The sequence below is a fragment of the Microcoleus sp. Pol10D4 genome, assembly GCF_036701555.1.
Taxonomy (GTDB): domain Bacteria; phylum Cyanobacteriota; class Cyanobacteriia; order Cyanobacteriales; family Microcoleaceae; genus Microcoleus.
The window spans coordinates 1-15,465 of sequence record NZ_JAUBRA010000104.1; the positions used below are offsets into that span (position 1 = coordinate 1).

The following is a 15,465-nucleotide window of genomic DNA, read 5'->3' on the forward strand; positions in this document are numbered from 1 at the left end:
AGTCAACCCCTACTCCCCTTCTTAAGGGGGATTTAGGGGGATCGAGATATGTGCAACTTCACATTAAATTGGTATTAGGGAGAATTTGGTGAAAAAACGCTTGCTGATTTTGGGCGGGACGGGGGATGCTGCTGAACTGGCGGTAAGAGCGTCTCAAATTGCTGAAATTGAGGTGATATCTTCGCTAGCAGGACGCACTCAACAGCCTTTTACCCCAAAAACGGGTACGGTGCGAATTGGGGGGTTTGGTGGGGCGGCTGGGCTGGCGGCGTTTTTGCTTGATCGCGGAGCCCGCCCCTACGGGGGCTACGCCAACGGAGACGATCGCCCGATAGACTTGTTGATTGATGCTACTCATCCGTTTGCGGCTCAGATTTCTGCTAATGCTGCTGTTGCTGCTGCTGAATGTAATGTGCCCTATTTGATGCTGGTGCGTCCAGCTTGGGAGAGGGTGGAGGGCGATCGCTGGATTGATGTTGCCGGCCACTCGGAGGCTGCAAGGGCTTTATTAGGGCTGTCTCAGCGGGTGTTTCTGACGATTGGTAGGCAGGAATTGGCTGCTTTTGCTGGTTTGGATGCTATTTGGTTTTTGATGCGGGCGATCGATCCTCCCGCACTCAATTCTCCTATTCCTAATGGTAAATTGTTATTAGCAAGGGGGCCTTTTTCTTTGGAAGACGAGCGTCAATTACTATTAGAATATCAGATTGATACAATTGTTAGTAAAAACAGCGGCGGTGGTGCTACTTATGCGAAAATTGTGGCGGCTAGGGAACTGGGAATTCCGGTGGTGATGGTGCAGCGGCCGCCGATTGCGGATGTTGAAAAAGTTGCTGATGTTGCAGGGGCGATCGCTTGGTTAGTTAAGCAGTTATGATATCAAATTCGTTAGCATCGGAATAGTAAATTCGAGTTCACTGTTGACGGTTGACGGTTGACTGTTCACTGTCAACCGTCAACATCATTCCGGTGTTACCGGAAATGATATTAGTAGGGTTTCAAACATCGGCCAGGTTATGTCTTTGAGTAATAGTTGATTTCCTGGCTGGATGATTATTTGTTTTAGTTCTAGCTGCATATTTGGACTGTTTTAATAGAATTTGAAATATAAAATAATTTTATTTAATAGATTTTAGCAATTCTGAACTTATGCGGAATTGCTGTTAGAGATTAAGATTAAATTTATTTATAGCTATCATGGGCAGCTAGTTAGTTGCATTCTGTTCCTTCAGCAGTTCTCATTCCTCCTATGAGAGTTTCTACCCTCGCGCACTGTCTGGTCGAGCTGTTAGGAGCATTAGCTGGAGCAACTGTGACCACAAACGGAGTTGTGGAGGGATTACCCTGGTAGTCAAAAACGATCGAGTTTGGAGGCGTGGTAGGAGCAGGTGTATTAACGGTAAGCGCAATAGTGCCGGGTGGAATTTCGCCTCCACCATCTAACGTCTGCGTACTACCACCCGTAGCTAGTGGCGGGAGAAACGTAACTGTTGGCGGATCGAGCGTTGTATCAAATCTAACTGTGACACTGCTCTTAGTTCGCTTTGCTTCGCTTTGTGCCAGTCGTAATGATTGGAAAACGCGATCGTTCACAGTGCGAACTCTTTGTCTGTTGATGAATGCCAGCCAGCTTGGAGCGGCGATCGAGCTTAATATACCTATGATTAACGCTATCACGAGCACTTCTAGAAGGGTGAATCCCTGATCGCCCTTTCTGGATGCAGTTTTCTTGAAATTAGGGTTTACTTTTGTGGCAGAAATAGGCAAAACTTTTAATAATATTGGGGTTTTCATTTTATTCTCCTGTTTTATCTGCTACTGGCGCGATTCGGAAATCTGTTTCAAACATAAGTTATTGTCCTACTGCACCGAGACCTTGTACTTGAACGGTTGCTGTTGGGAAAAATGCCGATTTGTTGGGGTTGTAAGCAGTATCGTTGGGTTGAAAGCGACGCAGGCTGTTTCCTCTGATAGTTACTCTGGCTATGTTATTAGATGTATCAACACAAGCGTAGAAGCTATGAGCTGAATTGCCAGACCTGTCGGTTATAAGTAAATGATCGGGAACGAATGCTGGTGTTCCTGACGGTGTTACTGCGGGCGGGACAAAACCCAGAAGATTTTGACACTCTACTCCTGTCGGAACCGGAACATTCTGTGTACTGTTGTCTATATAATTAACCAGCACTTGAGGGTTTAGTGCCCCTGACTGTGGACTTGCCAATCCCGTTGGATTTGTCACATTAACTGTTGGATTGTTTAGGCTAAAACTTGTAGCTGGGTCATTGTCAGTGGAAGTATTAAAAGCAGGATCTGTTTGCTGAGCGGTTGTTGTGTTGGCAGTACCGTAAGTGGCCAAACCACCTGGAACTGAGGGGTCTGTGATTCGATCGATTCCATCCCTAATTTCATAGCGAACAATACGAGTAGGACAATTGCCTCCAGCCGGTTGACACCAAGTAGGGTCGGCATCTCTAACTTGGTAGTAAGCAACTAAAGATTGCACGTAGGTGTCGTTGCATTGACGGGGATTCTGAGCCTCGCAATTTCTGGGTTTGACACTAGCAGCAACAGTGGGATTAATAGGAAGAGAATTTCTTAGCTGCTGGCGCTTCCAAAATACCAGAATTGGTGTTCCATTTGCATTTAGAGGAAGCTGGGGCCCAACAATCTGTTCGTTAGGGCCAGCAGGCCCATTGAGCGCCCTATTGTCGTAAATATACATCGCTTGACTCAAATCTTGGGCGATGAAATCCACCGCTGCCTGAATGTCTTGCTCGGTATTTGACTTTACTTGTTCCCTCCTGTCGGTATTCAGCATATCGACTACAAAACCGAGCATCGGCGTAATGATTAAAAATGCCATAATCGCTCCCACTAATAGCTCAACAAGAGTCATACCCTTGTCTGTGTGAGCTACATCGGATCGGTTTGTTTGGTGCTGACTTTTGAGAAGCAACCTGAGTAAAGTTTTCATTTTGACTTTTTCCTTTGTCAAATGGGGGGAGCGATTTTAAATCTAACAACCGGGACTTTGATTATTACTGACAGCCACCGGGGGTACGAGCGCACAACGATCGATATGCAGAAGTACCTCCGTTTGTAGTAGGGGGAATTTCCGTTTTCATGACCACCACAGGCGCTTGAGGATTGCCAAGACCGGAATTAGCAACTGATTGCTGTTCAGTTTTCATCTGACCTCCGGTAAACCCATCCGCGCGGTAAACCCGCACAGTAAGTTCGTAGCCTGTTGGGGTCGGATCGTTTGTCGCATTAGCTGGATTTCGCCAAGCACCTTGAACAAAAAACTCTTTGCTGCCAGCACAACCTGCCGTTTCATCCAAGTTAACGCAGTACAAAGCATTGGAGGCTGTAGGAGCAGGATGAAAAGCAGGAGGAACAGACGTATCTCGCGCAGGAAAACCGATCGTAGGTTGTGGATCAGTTGGAGGTTTGATCGCCCCCGTTCTGAGAGCGTCTATGTAAGCTCTCGCCGCCTGGGTGGCGAGTTCCGTCCGGCGGGCTTGTACGCGAGTTGCTACTGAGAATGCCATCACGGGGGCGATCGCAATCATCAGCACCGAAACCACAATCATCGCTACCAACGACTCGATAATCGTGTAGCCGCCATCTCGCGACTTGGATACATTTTGTTGTCGTTGTTGATCTGTCATATAGAAGTCTCCGGTAATTGCTCGGCCGAAAGTTAAAGGTTTGGAGGACAAACTGCTGGGCGATTGGGATTGGTAACAGCTATAGCAGGTGGGCCTGATGTACCAGGCGCCGGCGGGGCAACTTCTGCACACATCAAAGTTTGTACCCACGGGTCATTTCGGGGTACTTCCCGGAAATACTGATCCGGGGTAGACCTTGCAGGAGGAGTAGTGAACCTTTGGGTAAACAAGTCAGGCGACTGAGATACCAGGCCCACGTCATAACCCCAGTTCCTTACAGGAGCAGTAAAGAAGGGAATCCGACCCATACCATTGGCACCGGGGATGCTGCCGTTGGCAGTTCTATAGCCAGGCTGAGGGGGGGTAGGGGAATAATTGATGGCTGGAGCTGGTCCGGCTATGGGTAGGGCTGCACGTGTCGGTGGCGCAAATAGGCTCAGCAACTGAGTGTCTGGATTTGTCTGTTGCGGAGCCGCCGGATCGAGAATCGGGAGGTAGGGTGCGGTGCTGTAGGCACTGCGGTTGAACTGAATAAAACTACCTTGAATGTTGCTGTTAATGGTACTCCAGTTCTCCAAAAACCGGGCCAAGTTTTGCAGGCCGCCGTTAAAGTCACCAACGTTGTTGCCTAATGCTCGGGAAGGAGTGTCGTTCGAGCCTACAATCAGGTTGAATGTTGTGCCTGCGGGCAAAGCCTGCGGTATCCACCCAGTCGCTTGCACGGCCAGTCCACCTGTTGGTAAAGGAGCACTTCGAGCCCCTGCTGGTCCCACAGTTTGAGTTTGCAAGACTGGCATCAGCAGTGGCTGCGAACCCGAAGTTGGCGCGCCTGCTGCTGTTAAAACTGGTAGCACTGCACCCGTGCTGTCCATCAGGTTGCGGTTGAATACATACGGGAAATCGCCTGAACCGTAGGTTACGGGATTACCGCCAGAGGCTACCGTCGTTGCAAACCACAAAGAATTAGCTGATGTTGTCCTGGCTTGACCAGCAGCATTAACAGCAATAACCTGGTTTCCGGCACTCACCCCTAAAGGCACTGGATTAGCAAGGTTTGTCAGAGCGAAAGGTGCAGCAGGGTTTCTTTGAAAAGCAACGCGACGAGGGAAGCGCTGCAATTCAGGCGCTGGAGGAATAGCCGTTGTTCCTGCTGGATAATTGGCTGGGTTTACAGCATCACCAACATTTGCCTTACCTGCTGCTGAGGGTGGGTTCGTCGCCGCTGCTGGATTGACGTGCCAGTCGCCATCCCCACAGGCAGAAACCGGCAGTTTTGTACACACTTCCATTACATACTCCGGGAACTGCCCGCGCCGCTGCACGGGGGTAACGAAGTTGTTGAAGTAAGAACTTCTAAGAGCGTTGGGAGCCGCGTAGCTGCCATCTGTTAGTGTTGCCCCCACTCCTAAACGGTCACCAGTAGCAGAGAATGCGCCACTCGATAGTCCGTTGGTAACAAAGTTATTGGTGTAAAATCCTTGCTGTTTGCGGGGCAATACAGCAGCAGCACCGGCATTGTTTCTCAGGTCAAAATCACCCTCGTTGCGGAAGCCAAAACGGTAATTTGCCGAGAGTAGGGTGACTGCATCTGACAGTACGTTTGCGGGACGCCAAGTGTCGCCGATCCCACATCCGGTGACTCTGGGGTCGTTTTGGCGACAGGCAAAGTTTGGATTGAGGTTTTGGCGATCGTAGAAAGTCGTCCAATTAAGAGCCTGAGTAAACTCTTCTTGAGTGTGAAGATTGAAACCTCCTTGGAGATCTCCTTGAATATAGACTGGCAAATTAGATGCCAAAGTTAGTCCTTTTTCCTGTACCACGGCGGCGACAGTAGGATTATTTCCGATACCGGGGATTCGAGCTAGCTGCGAACCGTTAACGAGCAGAATCCCGTTAGGCTTGCGGGTGGGGTCGAGTCGGGAGTCCGTAGGACTGACCGATGCGCTCCTGGCTTCATCTATGCTCGCGCCTCCTGTACCTGGTATGCGGGCGCTGCGATCGGGCAGCGCATCATCCCGGCTGGCATAGATAATCCCGGTGTTCGGCAGTAAATACTCTCCCGCTCCAATTTGGGTACTCCGCAATACATTGAGGTCGATTTGAGTGGCGCGAATTTCTAAGGGTTCCCGTTCTTCTAAAGGCAGGTTGTAGTTTCCCGTTAGCCGCGCTGCTCGTGATGTTGGGCTAACATCTGTTAGCGGACTGCTGAGCGTAAAGGCTTCGTTAACGTTGGGGGTCTGCCAGTCATCGCGGTCGATCGCTTTGATTTCTCTAGCATTCAAAAATGCTACTTCTTTTATAGCCCCATCAGGAATAACTCCGGGAGCTGGAGCGGCACCCCCTAGAATTTGTAGAGCGCAATTAGTTGAGTCAATAGCCGCTGTTTGTGCCAAAGAGCGAGCGCCGGGGGCGCGTTCCAGAGCGTCTCTCAAAAGCGGGTTGACAAACCGGCCGTCGGGGAAGACTAAGTTAGCTTGCTGTACTAAAGGACTAGCTCCGGGGAACAAACCGTTTACGGGAGCCAAAGGACCGATCGCTCTACCTGCTACTATTGTTGCACCGGCGCCATAGACTACCCCGTTGTTGGAACCAACTTGAGCTCCGGGAGTCCCTAATGGGGTTGTGGTGTCGCCACTTACATTAGGAAGTCCCACTCGATTTCTGGCTGTAGAAGCAGTGCTGGGGTCGTAATAGCTGCTGATGCAGGCCAGCGGCGTTTCATTGAAAGTTCCCGCTGGCGTCGGATTGTTTGCATAGTGATAAACTACTGTCGCCCGCATCCGCAAATCCCCCTTGGCATACTGGGGAGTATTCGGGTCGATCGCAGAACCTGCTGCTACCGCCAGTCCCGTTGGCGTTAGCCCTCCTGGGGGCAAAGGTTGCGCCGGCAGCGGTGCTCCTGGCCACTGAATCCAACCCACCCCACCAGCAGGATTGTTGTCATACACCTGAGACCCTGGCCCCAGAGGCGACATCGGCATTGTATCGGGCCACACCACAGGATAAGCCTCAGTAACACCAGTAGTTGCTGGGTCGTCGTAAGTATTAGCAGGGTTTGCTGCTCCGCCTCTGGGCAGACCAGTCACAGGATCTTGCCAAGTGGGGGGTGGCAGAAAAGAATTGGTGCGCTCGTAAACCCCTGCACCGGTGATGACGCGCAGACCACCATTGCCATCCAGGGGATTGACGGGTACTCGGGCAGATTCACCTTCCCAGAAACCGCTGCGGTCGGTCGCTCCCACGTCACCCAGTTTTGTCACCCTGGGCGATCGGGTACGCTGCGCTGTGCTGCCCGTCCAGGTTGCACCCGTGTTTTGGGGCGTGTTGACCAATCTGCCATTGTTAGCAGCATCTCTGAGGGCTGGTAGGTTATTACCCACCAATACCCGATCGCCCAAGAGTGGTTCTTGGTCGGGCTGTGTTGAAGGGTCTGTTGCTGGTAGCTGGGCTGGTGTAAGTTGAATGTTGGTTACAGCGGGATTGGGAATGCTCCATGCGTCGGGAGGTCGCAGATCGTCAGTACCTTGTCCCTGAAGAGGCAATGCCCCCGGTGTTTGTGGCGGTAGCGGTGGCGCCCAGGGAAGGCTGAAACCTAGAGTTGGGTCGTTTGTAGGTGCGGCCGGCCCTACTTCAGCAAAAGGAACCTTCCGAAGTGTCTGTTTAAAATGTTCTTCCAGCGCTTGTTTGCGGGTTTGGGTGTCCGGTTTATTTCGCACCGAAAAAGGATCGTTCGCCGCTACAGGCTCAACATCTTCATCGGGAGGGTTTTGTCCCCTTGTTGCTGCTACAAGCATAGCGAGGCGAGCTGTATAGGCAGCATTGTTATAAAGTACCTGCAAGCTGTTATTGCCCGTAGCGGATTGATTTGCGGGGTTAATGGTTTGGGCTGCAGCTTGCATTGCTGCTGTTCTCCCGCCCGGTCCAGGAAGATTAGCAACTGTCCGAAAAAGATGTACGCCCACTGGATTCGTGGGTATGGTGCTGCCCGACCACCCGCTAACTACATTTCCTCCCACCGTAATTTTGCTATTCTCCTGGTTGTAAAAACAGGAAGCTGGGCTGCTGATTTGATACAGTTGTATACTATTTGGATTATTGACCCCTGATACCAACAAATTGCTATTTGTAAGTATACCCCCGTTTAGATTCAGCGGAGGCCCCGGCGAGATATCTAGATCGTCTTCATAAACTGCCGCGTTGTTGGCGAGGGGAATGCGGCTTTGGTCTTGCTGGTATTCAAGGGCCGAAATGCTGGTGGTGCCTTTAAAGGCTTGATAATTTGCACCCAGGGAACCAGCTTCTGCGGCTGTGATTGGTACATTAACCGTATAAACAAAAAAGCTCTTTTTCAGTAGACCGTCGTCGGTTTTGTACCAACCGAGGTTGCCCACCAAACTAGCAACTGTACCTCCACCCCTGGCACAGGCAGGGGTTGCATTCCCCGACATTGGTGGGGTTCTTGCTTCGATGGGTCTTCTGGGTCTTGTGAAGTCGCCTACAGTTGGGGCGACATTACTGCGTGCGGGGGTGCGGGAGAATATTCCGTAGAGAGTAAAAGTGTCAAATATTCCATCGTTATCGGTATCGACGGGATATCTCCAAGCAGTATTTATAGCTTCATTTTCTACATTTGTTGCGGGGTTAATAATTGGGTTTCGAGGATTGTCTGACAGATTTGCGCCATTGGCAGGAACACTAAGATCGGATCTAAGTATCAGCCGTTGCTCGCCCCCAAATGTGTAAAGATCGGTGGGGTTAGCAGGTGTAGCGTTAGCGTTTGCCAGCCTGCTGTATAAATTTTCATCGGATGGAGTCGCAGTCGGTCTTTGCGGGTCTTCGTACAACAGGAAATTTATTTTCGCCTTCGCCCGATCGAGCGCGGGAGTCGCGGCCGCCAGCACCTGCTGGTTCACGCGCACGTTACGCGCCGTATTGGCCCGATCGAACGATCGTAGGGTAATCGCCACAGTCAACAATATAACTACCAGCAACACCATCGTCACCGTCGGCAGCACAAACCCCGCCACCGGCAGTCTCGCCCTCCGGCCCATAGCCATCAGGGTTTGCAGCATTGCTCTCATCAACCGCTTCGCCCCGGATCTGGTAACACCAGCAATCCGCCGCAGCAGGGATACGATAATTTTGGATAATTTGCTCTTAAACATTGACGCCTTCCTGAATAATTTCAGAGATGGTATTGCTGGTAGTTACTGCTCGACAGTACAATCCCATCCTTATTGTTCCCATTTTTTGCCACTTGCATATCAGCCTCTTGCACAAATTTAAATCTGTACTTTGGCTGAAAAATAAAACCCACAAACCCGCAACCAAAATCGCCGCCGATAATATATTTTTCCGCGAAAGATTTGCCCCCCACGGATTAGATATTCCTAACTCCAGTCTAATCTAGTTAAATTGAAATGTCATTCCTCAGAGCGAGAGTGAATGCGATCACCCGAAAACAGTGATCGCGATCGTATCCGATGTATTTCCCAGCCCACCCCGGCAGGCTTTGTTTGTCTAGGCTCAGTTTCAACCACCGGAATCTAGAATGTAGAGAGGGCGATCGAATTGTGGTTAAGCCTCTCATACCAATTTTATATGAGGCTGCATAGAATCTGATCCCCCCTAACCCCCCTTAATAAGGGGGGGACAAGAGCTTAGTCAAAGTCAACCCCTACTCCCCTTATTAAGGGGGATTTAGGGGGATCGAAATATATGCAACTTCACATTAAATTGGTATCAGTGCAATCAAATCTAAATTGGGCGATCGAATTGCCGTAATGCCCCCAAGTGCGATCGAATTGCCGTAATGCCCCCAAGTGCGATCGAATTGCCGTAATGCCCCCAAGTGCGATCGGTACAAATGCCAAATCCCAAACACTGTCAGTACAACTGCAAAATATAAAACCTACAACCTATGAAACAAACTCCCAAACCCCCCGACTTCATCATCATCGGCGCCCAAAAAGGCGGAACAACATCGCTTTACGCCTATCTCACCCAACATCCCCAAATCGCCCATGCCACCCAAAAAGAAGTACATTATTTTGACTTAAACTTCGACAAAGGCCCAGACTGGTACTATGCTCAATTTCCCCTACCCAAACACGGCCCCAAAAAAATCACCGGAGAAGCCAGTCCTTACTACATATTTCACCCCCACGTTCCCCAGCGAATTTATGATTTATGTCCCAAAGTTAAAATCATCGTCCTGCTGAGAAACCCCGTCGATCGCGCAATTTCCCACTACTATCATTATATCAGAATAAAATACGAAACTCTCTCATTAGAAGACGCGATCGCCGCCGAACCCGAAAGACTCAAAGGCGAAATGGAAAAACTCCTAGCCAACCCCAAATACTATAGTTACGAACACCAACACCACACCTATCTAGCCCGCGGCATTTACGCAGATCAACTCCCAGCCTGGATGAAACTTTTTCCCAAATCACAAATCTTAATCATCAAAAGCGAAGACTTGTATAGCAACCCAGCCCAAATCCTCAACAACGTCCTCGAATTTTTAGACTTACCGCCTCACCAACTACCAACCTACGGAAAGCTCAACTCCAGCGAATATCCGCCCATCAGCGAGACAATATACGAGCAATTGAGAGCATATTTTCGATCGCACAACCAAAGACTAGCCGAATTGTGCGATCGAGATTTCGGCTGGGACTAATCAATATATCTCCCTTGCATCAAAGTATCGTTCCCCCTACCATCGGAAAGCTCCCTCTTGTCCCCCCCTTATTAAGGGGGGTTAGGGGGGATCTAAACTGCGCTATAAACGAGATATAGATGAGGACTTTAAATACTCATGCCCCCCTTAATAAGAGGCGTTAGGGACTATCGAAACGAAGCTATAAACGAGACATATTCCTGATTAAGGGGCGAAAAGAGCGATCGAACTCCACCTTACTACTTAGCCCCTCGATCCCCCCTAGCCCCCCTTAACAAGGGAGGGACAAGAGCGCCCATTATACAAATTTTTTTCTCAAAATAGGTTGACATCCGAATCTCCCTGTGCTAGCTTGTGCAATAGTATTGTGTTTAACCCACAAATCGCAGCACTTCACCTATGTTCACAGCCAACAGCTATTTTTATTTTTGGTACAGCAAAGTTCGCCCGGAGTGAATTTGCAATTCACTATGAACATCCGGGCGAACCGCAGATTAACACCTGCGGTTTTGTTTTTTCTACTTCTTTTCCCAACAACCAATCGACTACAAGCGAAAACAGCAATGACATTATTCAGTAACTGGTACGACAGCTTCTATTTTTGGCCCAACAAAAGTTCTGGGTAAATTGTCGCGCTGTCTTTTCGCACCAACCCGGAACCCCTAAAAGTTCCGGGTTTTTTGTTGTCAACCACCCACTTAAATTTCCAGGAAAATACCCTCATGTTAGAAGCCAAACTCGTCACTAAATCTCATCCAGAACACCAAACAATTGTCAAACTCTCAGAAACAGTCTCAGTCGGCGGCCAAGAATTATTAATCATCGGCGGCCCCTGTACCGTCGAAAGTTCCGCACAAATGGAAACAGTCGCCTGCCAACTATCCGCCGCATCCGTTCAAGCTTTGCGAGGCGGAGTCTACAAACCCCGCACATCTCCCTATGCTTTTCAAGGCATGGGAATTGAGGGACTGGAAATTTTAGCCGATGTCAGCCGGCGTTACGGTTTACCCGTGGTGACAGAGGTAATGTCGATCGCCCAAATCGAGCCAGTTGTCACCTATGCTGATATGCTGCAACTAGGCAGTCGGAATATGCAAAACTTCGAGTTACTAAAGGCGATCGGTCAAGCCGGAAAACCAGTCCTGCTAAAACGCGGCTTATCAGCCACAATCGAAGAATTTGTGATGGCCGCCGAATACATTCTCAGTCACGGAAATCCTCATGTAGTTCTCTGCGAAAGAGGCATCCGCAGCTTCGACAATTACACCCGAAACGTATTAGATTTAGGTGCAGTCGTAGCGCTGAAACAGTTAACTCATTTGCCAGTAATAGTAGACCCTTCTCACGCCGTCGGCAAGCGAGAATTAGTCGCACCACTAGCCAAAGCAGCGGTTGCTTGCGGTGCAGACGGATTAATTATTGAATGTCACCCGCAACCGGAAAAATCCGTTTCTGACGCGCGGCAAGCTCTTTCTTTACCAGATATGGTAGATTTAGTTGCGAGTTTGCGGGCTTTCGCTGCCGCCGCCCACCGGTCCATACCCGAGATTAATTTGCCGACCCAGGTATTGTAAAACTTCATTAACTTTCTAGCCATTTCTAGCCATTTCTAGTATAGTACAGTCAAAATAACGGCCAAACAATGCAGCTAGTTGAAAAGCACACGATCGATCGAACCCACTGGCTATACAAGCAGCTAGATAATTTGTGCTTTCTTTCTAAGAATCTTTTCAACTACGCTAACTACCTAATCCGACAAAAATTTATCCTCAAAGGAGAATACCTCGATTATTACAAAATACAGAAACTATGTCAGGGAACAATAGACTATCGAGCATTACCAGCCAAAGTATCTCAGCAAGTATTATTGAGATTACATGAAAGTTGGAAATCATTTTTTGCTGCTACCAAGGAATATACCATCCATCCAGAGAAATTCAAAGCCCGACCAAAAATACCCAGATACAAACACAAAACATTAGGCAGAAATGTCCTGACTTATAAGCTGATACGCATTTAAATTGGGATTTTTGAACCCTAGACTCCTTGCACCCTGGCTTTCAGGCAAAAAATTTAAATGCTGAACAGCTTACCGCTCAAGCCATCAGTAAAGAATGGCTCAAAAAAGGAATCATAAAACTCTCTTTGACTGATATATTTCTGACTACTAAAGTTCGGGTCGTAAATCAAGTCAGAATCGTCCCAAAAACTTACCATTACTCGCTGGAGGTAGTTTATGAGTCCCAGGATCTAACTCAATCATCATCGATAGGTGTTGAAGGGATAGCAGGGATTGATATTGGTCTCAATAACTTAGCCACAATTACATCCAATCAAAAGGGGTTTGTCACCCTGATAATAAATGGCAAACCGCTCAAATCAATCAATGCTTACTATCACAAAAAGAAAGCTGTATTGCAGTCATATTTGAAGGTAGAGAGAAAGACATCAAACAAAATTGACAAATTCACACACAAGCGTCATGTAAAAATAGATAATTACCTGCACAACGCTAGTCGATTCATCATCAATCATCTGGCAGCTAACCGAATCGGGACACTGGTGATTGGTAAAAACGATGGGTGGAAACAGGGCATAAATCTAGGCAAGCGGACTAATCAGAACTTCGTAGCAATACCTCATGCAAGGTTTATTGAAATGCTAATTTACAAAGCGCAGTTAGCAGGAATAGCTGTGAAAGTTATTGAAGAAAGTTACACTTCAAAGTGTTCTTTTTTGGATAATGAACCTTGTGTAAAGCATTCAGAGTACAAAGGTAAGCGAATTAAGCGAGGTTTGTTTCGTGCTGGTGATGGCAGACTTATCAATGCAGATGTGAATGGCAGTGCGAACATTGTTAGAAAAGCATTTCCCAACGCTTTTGTCGAGGGAATACAGGGCGTGGTAGTACGTCCGGTAAGGGTCACACCTTACAAAATGGTTGTCCGAGGCAAGTGTAATATTTGCCTAGAAAACCTGTAACTATTAAGTTTGAAGTGATATTCGTAGGGGATAATGTATAACTTTTAACGTCAAACTCTACAGTCGGTTTTAACTGATATCTTGCACCATTGTCAGCAACAGGCTTTCGGGCCTGTTCCACAAAAGATAAATTTTCTTGTGGAACAGGCCCGAAAGCCTGTTCATAAAAGGTTAATTGACAATGGTGCAAGATATCAGTTTTAAGCGAATTGAGCTTTGAGGCAGGGGTTTAAACCCCTGCCAGAATCGGCGAAAGCGCGTGTTTCACGAATTTAGATTAAAATAAAAAATAATACTGTCATCTACGAAATTTTGCTTAATTATGGCAATACTACTTAACGTTCCCTCGATCGTCTGTTCCGGCTGCGGTGATACAATTACCAAAGCCATCAAAACTGTTGAATCCGATGCTACTGTGAATGTGGATGTCGCAGCTAAGACTGTTACAGTAGAAGCTCAAGCTTCTGAAGAGTCAATTAAACAGGCGGTTGTTGCTACGGGCCACACCGTTAAAGATTGATATCGAGTTTGGTGAGGGCGGGTTTACGAGATTATTGGTCTTAGGCTGAGATTATTCGTAAAAGCCGCCCCTACAAAATTTTAAATTGATTACCAATGCCCAATGCCCAATGCCCAAAAGCTTAATCTGCTTCGTCTAAGTGTTCGGCGACTGCTTGGTAAAGTTCCAAAACGTGGCGATCGAGTAAACTATAAAAAACTTGTCTCCCAACCTTGCGGTAACTTACCAACCGCATCGCCCGCAATGCCCGCAACTGGTGCGATACTGCTGACTCACTCATACTCAACGCCGCAGCCAAGTCACACACGCACAGTTCTTGTTTTGCCAAAACCGACAGCAACCGCAGGCGATTCGCATCCCCCAAAAGACTGAAAAACTCAGCCATCCGCTGAGCTTTTGCGGTGTTGAGAACTTGTGTTTGGATGTCCCCGGCCCGCAAACAGTCAACTAAGTGCGATGGATCGCACGTTGGTGTATCGTTTTGTTGGTGAGGCTGACTTATCGCTCCATTAACAGCAGAGTTGGGTGACATCTTTTGCCGGCTAGTTTTAATTCTCATTTTCATTTTACTGCGATCGGCAAAGCTTTTGTAACAAAACTTTTACATTCCCTTGACGTATATCTGAATATGTGTTCATATATAATTACAGACAAACAACCCCACCAGGAGAATGTAAAATGACTACCGCCACCCAAACAAAATGTGCCTGTCCTTCATGTTCGTGCGTTGTCAGCCCCAGCGAAGCCATTGAAAAAGAGGGCAAAACATACTGTTCCAGTGCTTGCGCTGACGGGCACCCTAACGGTCAAGGCTGCGGCCACACCGGCTGCGAGTGCCACAAATAAATATTCGGTTTCAGAAAAGGTTAATCAACAAACTGCCAAATATATCTCAAGGGAGATGCGAACACCGCATTTCCCAATTTTTTTGCTTTTAGGTTAAACAAAAGTTAAGATAAAGCTAACTTAAGGTTAAGACTGCATTAATAGACTAAATACAGAGCGAAAAAGCACAATTGCTACTTACGCAATACAATAGAAGCAAGTTAGCGCCGCGATACTGAGTAGAAATAGTGCTATTAACAGCAGAGACCGAACCAAAAGTTGAAAACCAAAAGTTAAATTAGGAGGGGGCAATGAAAGAGCGGGAAGATTTTTTACATCCTCGCAATCGCTACTACGGTGATTTCACGCCAGAAAACTTGGCGTTTAATGCCAATTTGCAGGAGTTTGCTCAAAAAATAACTTATATTTGCTCGCTAGAAACTGGGGGTAAAATTAGCGCTGAGAAAGCCTATAAAGATATTAAGATGCTTTGGAAAGACTTAAAATCCTCTAAGAAGCAATTGGGAATTGGCCAAAAACCCCCCAGTACCGAGGAGCAAAATTCACCTTAAAGTCATCGCAGCAAACGCAGCGTTTGCAATCGAAAACCCCTGCGATTGCAAACGCTGCTTTTTGCTGCGTACCCAGCAAAGGTAAGCTGTTGTGCATTTAAAACGCATATTGGTATAATATAACATAATGATATTCAGAAAAAGTGAATGCCTGCTAAAAACTTTCTCAGTTCCGAGACAAAGAAAACTCTGCAACAAGCATTAAAA

At 47.7% G+C, this 15,465-nt stretch carries 15 protein-coding genes; 9 read left to right on the forward strand and 6 right to left on the reverse strand.

The features are described from left to right. The first annotated feature begins 88 nt into the window (after positions 1–88). Positions 89–877 carry a cobalt-precorrin-6A reductase gene (locus QUA36_RS29275; RefSeq protein ID WP_333459932.1) on the forward strand — a complete coding sequence of 263 codons (789 nt, stop codon included), beginning with the start codon at positions 89–91 and terminating at the stop codon, positions 875–877. A gap of 332 nt (positions 878–1,209) precedes the next feature. Here the strand turns inward: QUA36_RS29275 and QUA36_RS29280 are convergent, their stop codons facing one another. From QUA36_RS29280 to QUA36_RS29300, 5 genes are all read right to left on the reverse strand, one after another. Next, positions 1,210–1,794, reverse strand: a complete 585-nt coding sequence (locus tag QUA36_RS29280) for a GspH/FimT family pseudopilin (protein WP_333459933.1) — start codon at positions 1,792–1,794, stop codon at positions 1,210–1,212. A 58-nt stretch (positions 1,795–1,852) separates the two neighbouring features. Further along, the gene (gene hpsC, locus QUA36_RS29285) at positions 1,853–2,977 is read right to left on the reverse strand and encodes a hormogonium polysaccharide secretion pseudopilin HpsC (RefSeq protein ID WP_333459934.1); all 1,125 of its coding nucleotides are present in this window, start codon (positions 2,975–2,977) and stop codon (positions 1,853–1,855) included. 64 nt (positions 2,978–3,041) lie between these two features. Continuing rightward, complete coding sequence (gene hpsB, locus QUA36_RS29290) at positions 3,042–3,674, reverse strand: hormogonium polysaccharide secretion pseudopilin HpsB (RefSeq protein ID WP_333292737.1); 633 nt, start codon at positions 3,672–3,674, stop codon at positions 3,042–3,044. A 32-nt stretch (positions 3,675–3,706) separates the two neighbouring features. Beyond that, positions 3,707–8,839 (reverse strand): hormogonium polysaccharide biosynthesis protein HpsA, encoded by a 5,133-nt coding sequence (gene hpsA / locus QUA36_RS29295; RefSeq protein WP_333459935.1) that lies wholly within the window; start codon positions 8,837–8,839, stop codon positions 3,707–3,709. A 566-nt stretch (positions 8,840–9,405) separates the two neighbouring features. Further along, positions 9,406–9,558, reverse strand: a complete 153-nt coding sequence (locus tag QUA36_RS29300) for a hypothetical protein (RefSeq protein WP_333459936.1) — start codon at positions 9,556–9,558, stop codon at positions 9,406–9,408. A 36-nt stretch (positions 9,559–9,594) separates the two neighbouring features. Here QUA36_RS29300 and QUA36_RS29305 point away from each other — a divergent pair, with 36 nt between their 5' ends. The 6 genes from QUA36_RS29305 to QUA36_RS29330 all read left to right on the forward strand — a co-directional run bounded on the left by QUA36_RS29305 (position 9,595) and on the right by QUA36_RS29330 (position 13,861). Beyond that, positions 9,595–10,359, forward strand: coding sequence for a sulfotransferase domain-containing protein (locus tag QUA36_RS29305; protein ID WP_333459937.1), 765 nt, complete (start codon positions 9,595–9,597; stop codon positions 10,357–10,359). 367 nt (positions 10,360–10,726) lie between these two features. Then, positions 10,727–10,939 (forward strand): hypothetical protein, encoded by a 213-nt coding sequence (locus QUA36_RS29310; RefSeq protein WP_333459938.1) that lies wholly within the window; start codon positions 10,727–10,729, stop codon positions 10,937–10,939. Between the two features lie 142 nt (positions 10,940–11,081). Further along, on the forward strand, positions 11,082–11,933 hold the full coding sequence (gene aroF, locus QUA36_RS29315) for a 3-deoxy-7-phosphoheptulonate synthase (protein WP_333456745.1): 852 nt from the start codon (positions 11,082–11,084) through the stop codon (positions 11,931–11,933). 68 nt (positions 11,934–12,001) lie between these two features. Next, positions 12,002–12,379 (forward strand): transposase, encoded by a 378-nt coding sequence (locus QUA36_RS29320; protein WP_333459939.1) that lies wholly within the window; start codon positions 12,002–12,004, stop codon positions 12,377–12,379. Between the two features lie 26 nt (positions 12,380–12,405). Then, positions 12,406–13,341 carry a transposase gene (locus QUA36_RS29325; protein ID WP_333459940.1) on the forward strand — a complete coding sequence of 312 codons (936 nt, stop codon included), beginning with the start codon at positions 12,406–12,408 and terminating at the stop codon, positions 13,339–13,341. Between the two features lie 322 nt (positions 13,342–13,663). Next, positions 13,664–13,861, forward strand: coding sequence for a heavy-metal-associated domain-containing protein (locus QUA36_RS29330; protein ID WP_333161419.1), 198 nt, complete (start codon positions 13,664–13,666; stop codon positions 13,859–13,861). A 121-nt stretch (positions 13,862–13,982) separates the two neighbouring features. On the opposite strand, the gene QUA36_RS29335 is transcribed toward QUA36_RS29330, so the two are convergent. Continuing rightward, positions 13,983–14,393, reverse strand: coding sequence for a metalloregulator ArsR/SmtB family transcription factor (locus QUA36_RS29335; RefSeq protein WP_333459941.1), 411 nt, complete (start codon positions 14,391–14,393; stop codon positions 13,983–13,985). Positions 14,394–14,539: 146 nt separating this feature from the next. Here QUA36_RS29335 and QUA36_RS29340 point away from each other — a divergent pair, with 146 nt between their 5' ends. Both QUA36_RS29340 and QUA36_RS29345 read left to right on the forward strand, forming a co-directional pair. Then, positions 14,540–14,707: a metallothionein gene (locus QUA36_RS29340; RefSeq protein ID WP_333161417.1), complete on the forward strand. Its 168-nt coding sequence runs from the start codon at positions 14,540–14,542 to the stop codon at positions 14,705–14,707. Between the two features lie 290 nt (positions 14,708–14,997). Further along, positions 14,998–15,258 carry a DUF7219 family protein gene (locus QUA36_RS29345; RefSeq protein ID WP_006631574.1) on the forward strand — a complete coding sequence of 87 codons (261 nt, stop codon included), beginning with the start codon at positions 14,998–15,000 and terminating at the stop codon, positions 15,256–15,258. Positions 15,259–15,465 lie beyond the last annotated feature (207 nt).

Bases quoted from the DNA above. Each gene is read 5' to 3' on its own strand.
- QUA36_RS29335 (WP_333459941.1), bottom strand. From the start codon at position 14,393: ATGTCACCCAACTCTGCTGTTAATGGAGCGATAAGTCAGCCTCACCAA.
- QUA36_RS29345 (WP_006631574.1), top strand. From the start codon at position 14,998: ATGAAAGAGCGGGAAGATTTTTTACATCCTCGCAATCGCTACTACGGT.
- hpsA (WP_333459935.1), bottom strand. From the start codon at position 8,839: ATGTTTAAGAGCAAATTATCCAAAATTATCGTATCCCTGCTGCGGCGG.
- QUA36_RS29280 (WP_333459933.1), bottom strand. From the start codon at position 1,794: ATGAAAACCCCAATATTATTAAAAGTTTTGCCTATTTCTGCCACAAAA.
- aroF (WP_333456745.1), top strand. From the start codon at position 11,082: ATGTTAGAAGCCAAACTCGTCACTAAATCTCATCCAGAACACCAAACA.
- QUA36_RS29330 (WP_333161419.1), top strand. From the start codon at position 13,664: ATGGCAATACTACTTAACGTTCCCTCGATCGTCTGTTCCGGCTGCGGT.
- QUA36_RS29340 (WP_333161417.1), top strand. From the start codon at position 14,540: ATGACTACCGCCACCCAAACAAAATGTGCCTGTCCTTCATGTTCGTGC.
- QUA36_RS29320 (WP_333459939.1), top strand. From the start codon at position 12,002: ATGCAGCTAGTTGAAAAGCACACGATCGATCGAACCCACTGGCTATAC.
- hpsC (WP_333459934.1), bottom strand. From the start codon at position 2,977: ATGAAAACTTTACTCAGGTTGCTTCTCAAAAGTCAGCACCAAACAAAC.
- hpsB (WP_333292737.1), bottom strand. From the start codon at position 3,674: ATGACAGATCAACAACGACAACAAAATGTATCCAAGTCGCGAGATGGC.
- QUA36_RS29305 (WP_333459937.1), top strand. From the start codon at position 9,595: ATGAAACAAACTCCCAAACCCCCCGACTTCATCATCATCGGCGCCCAA.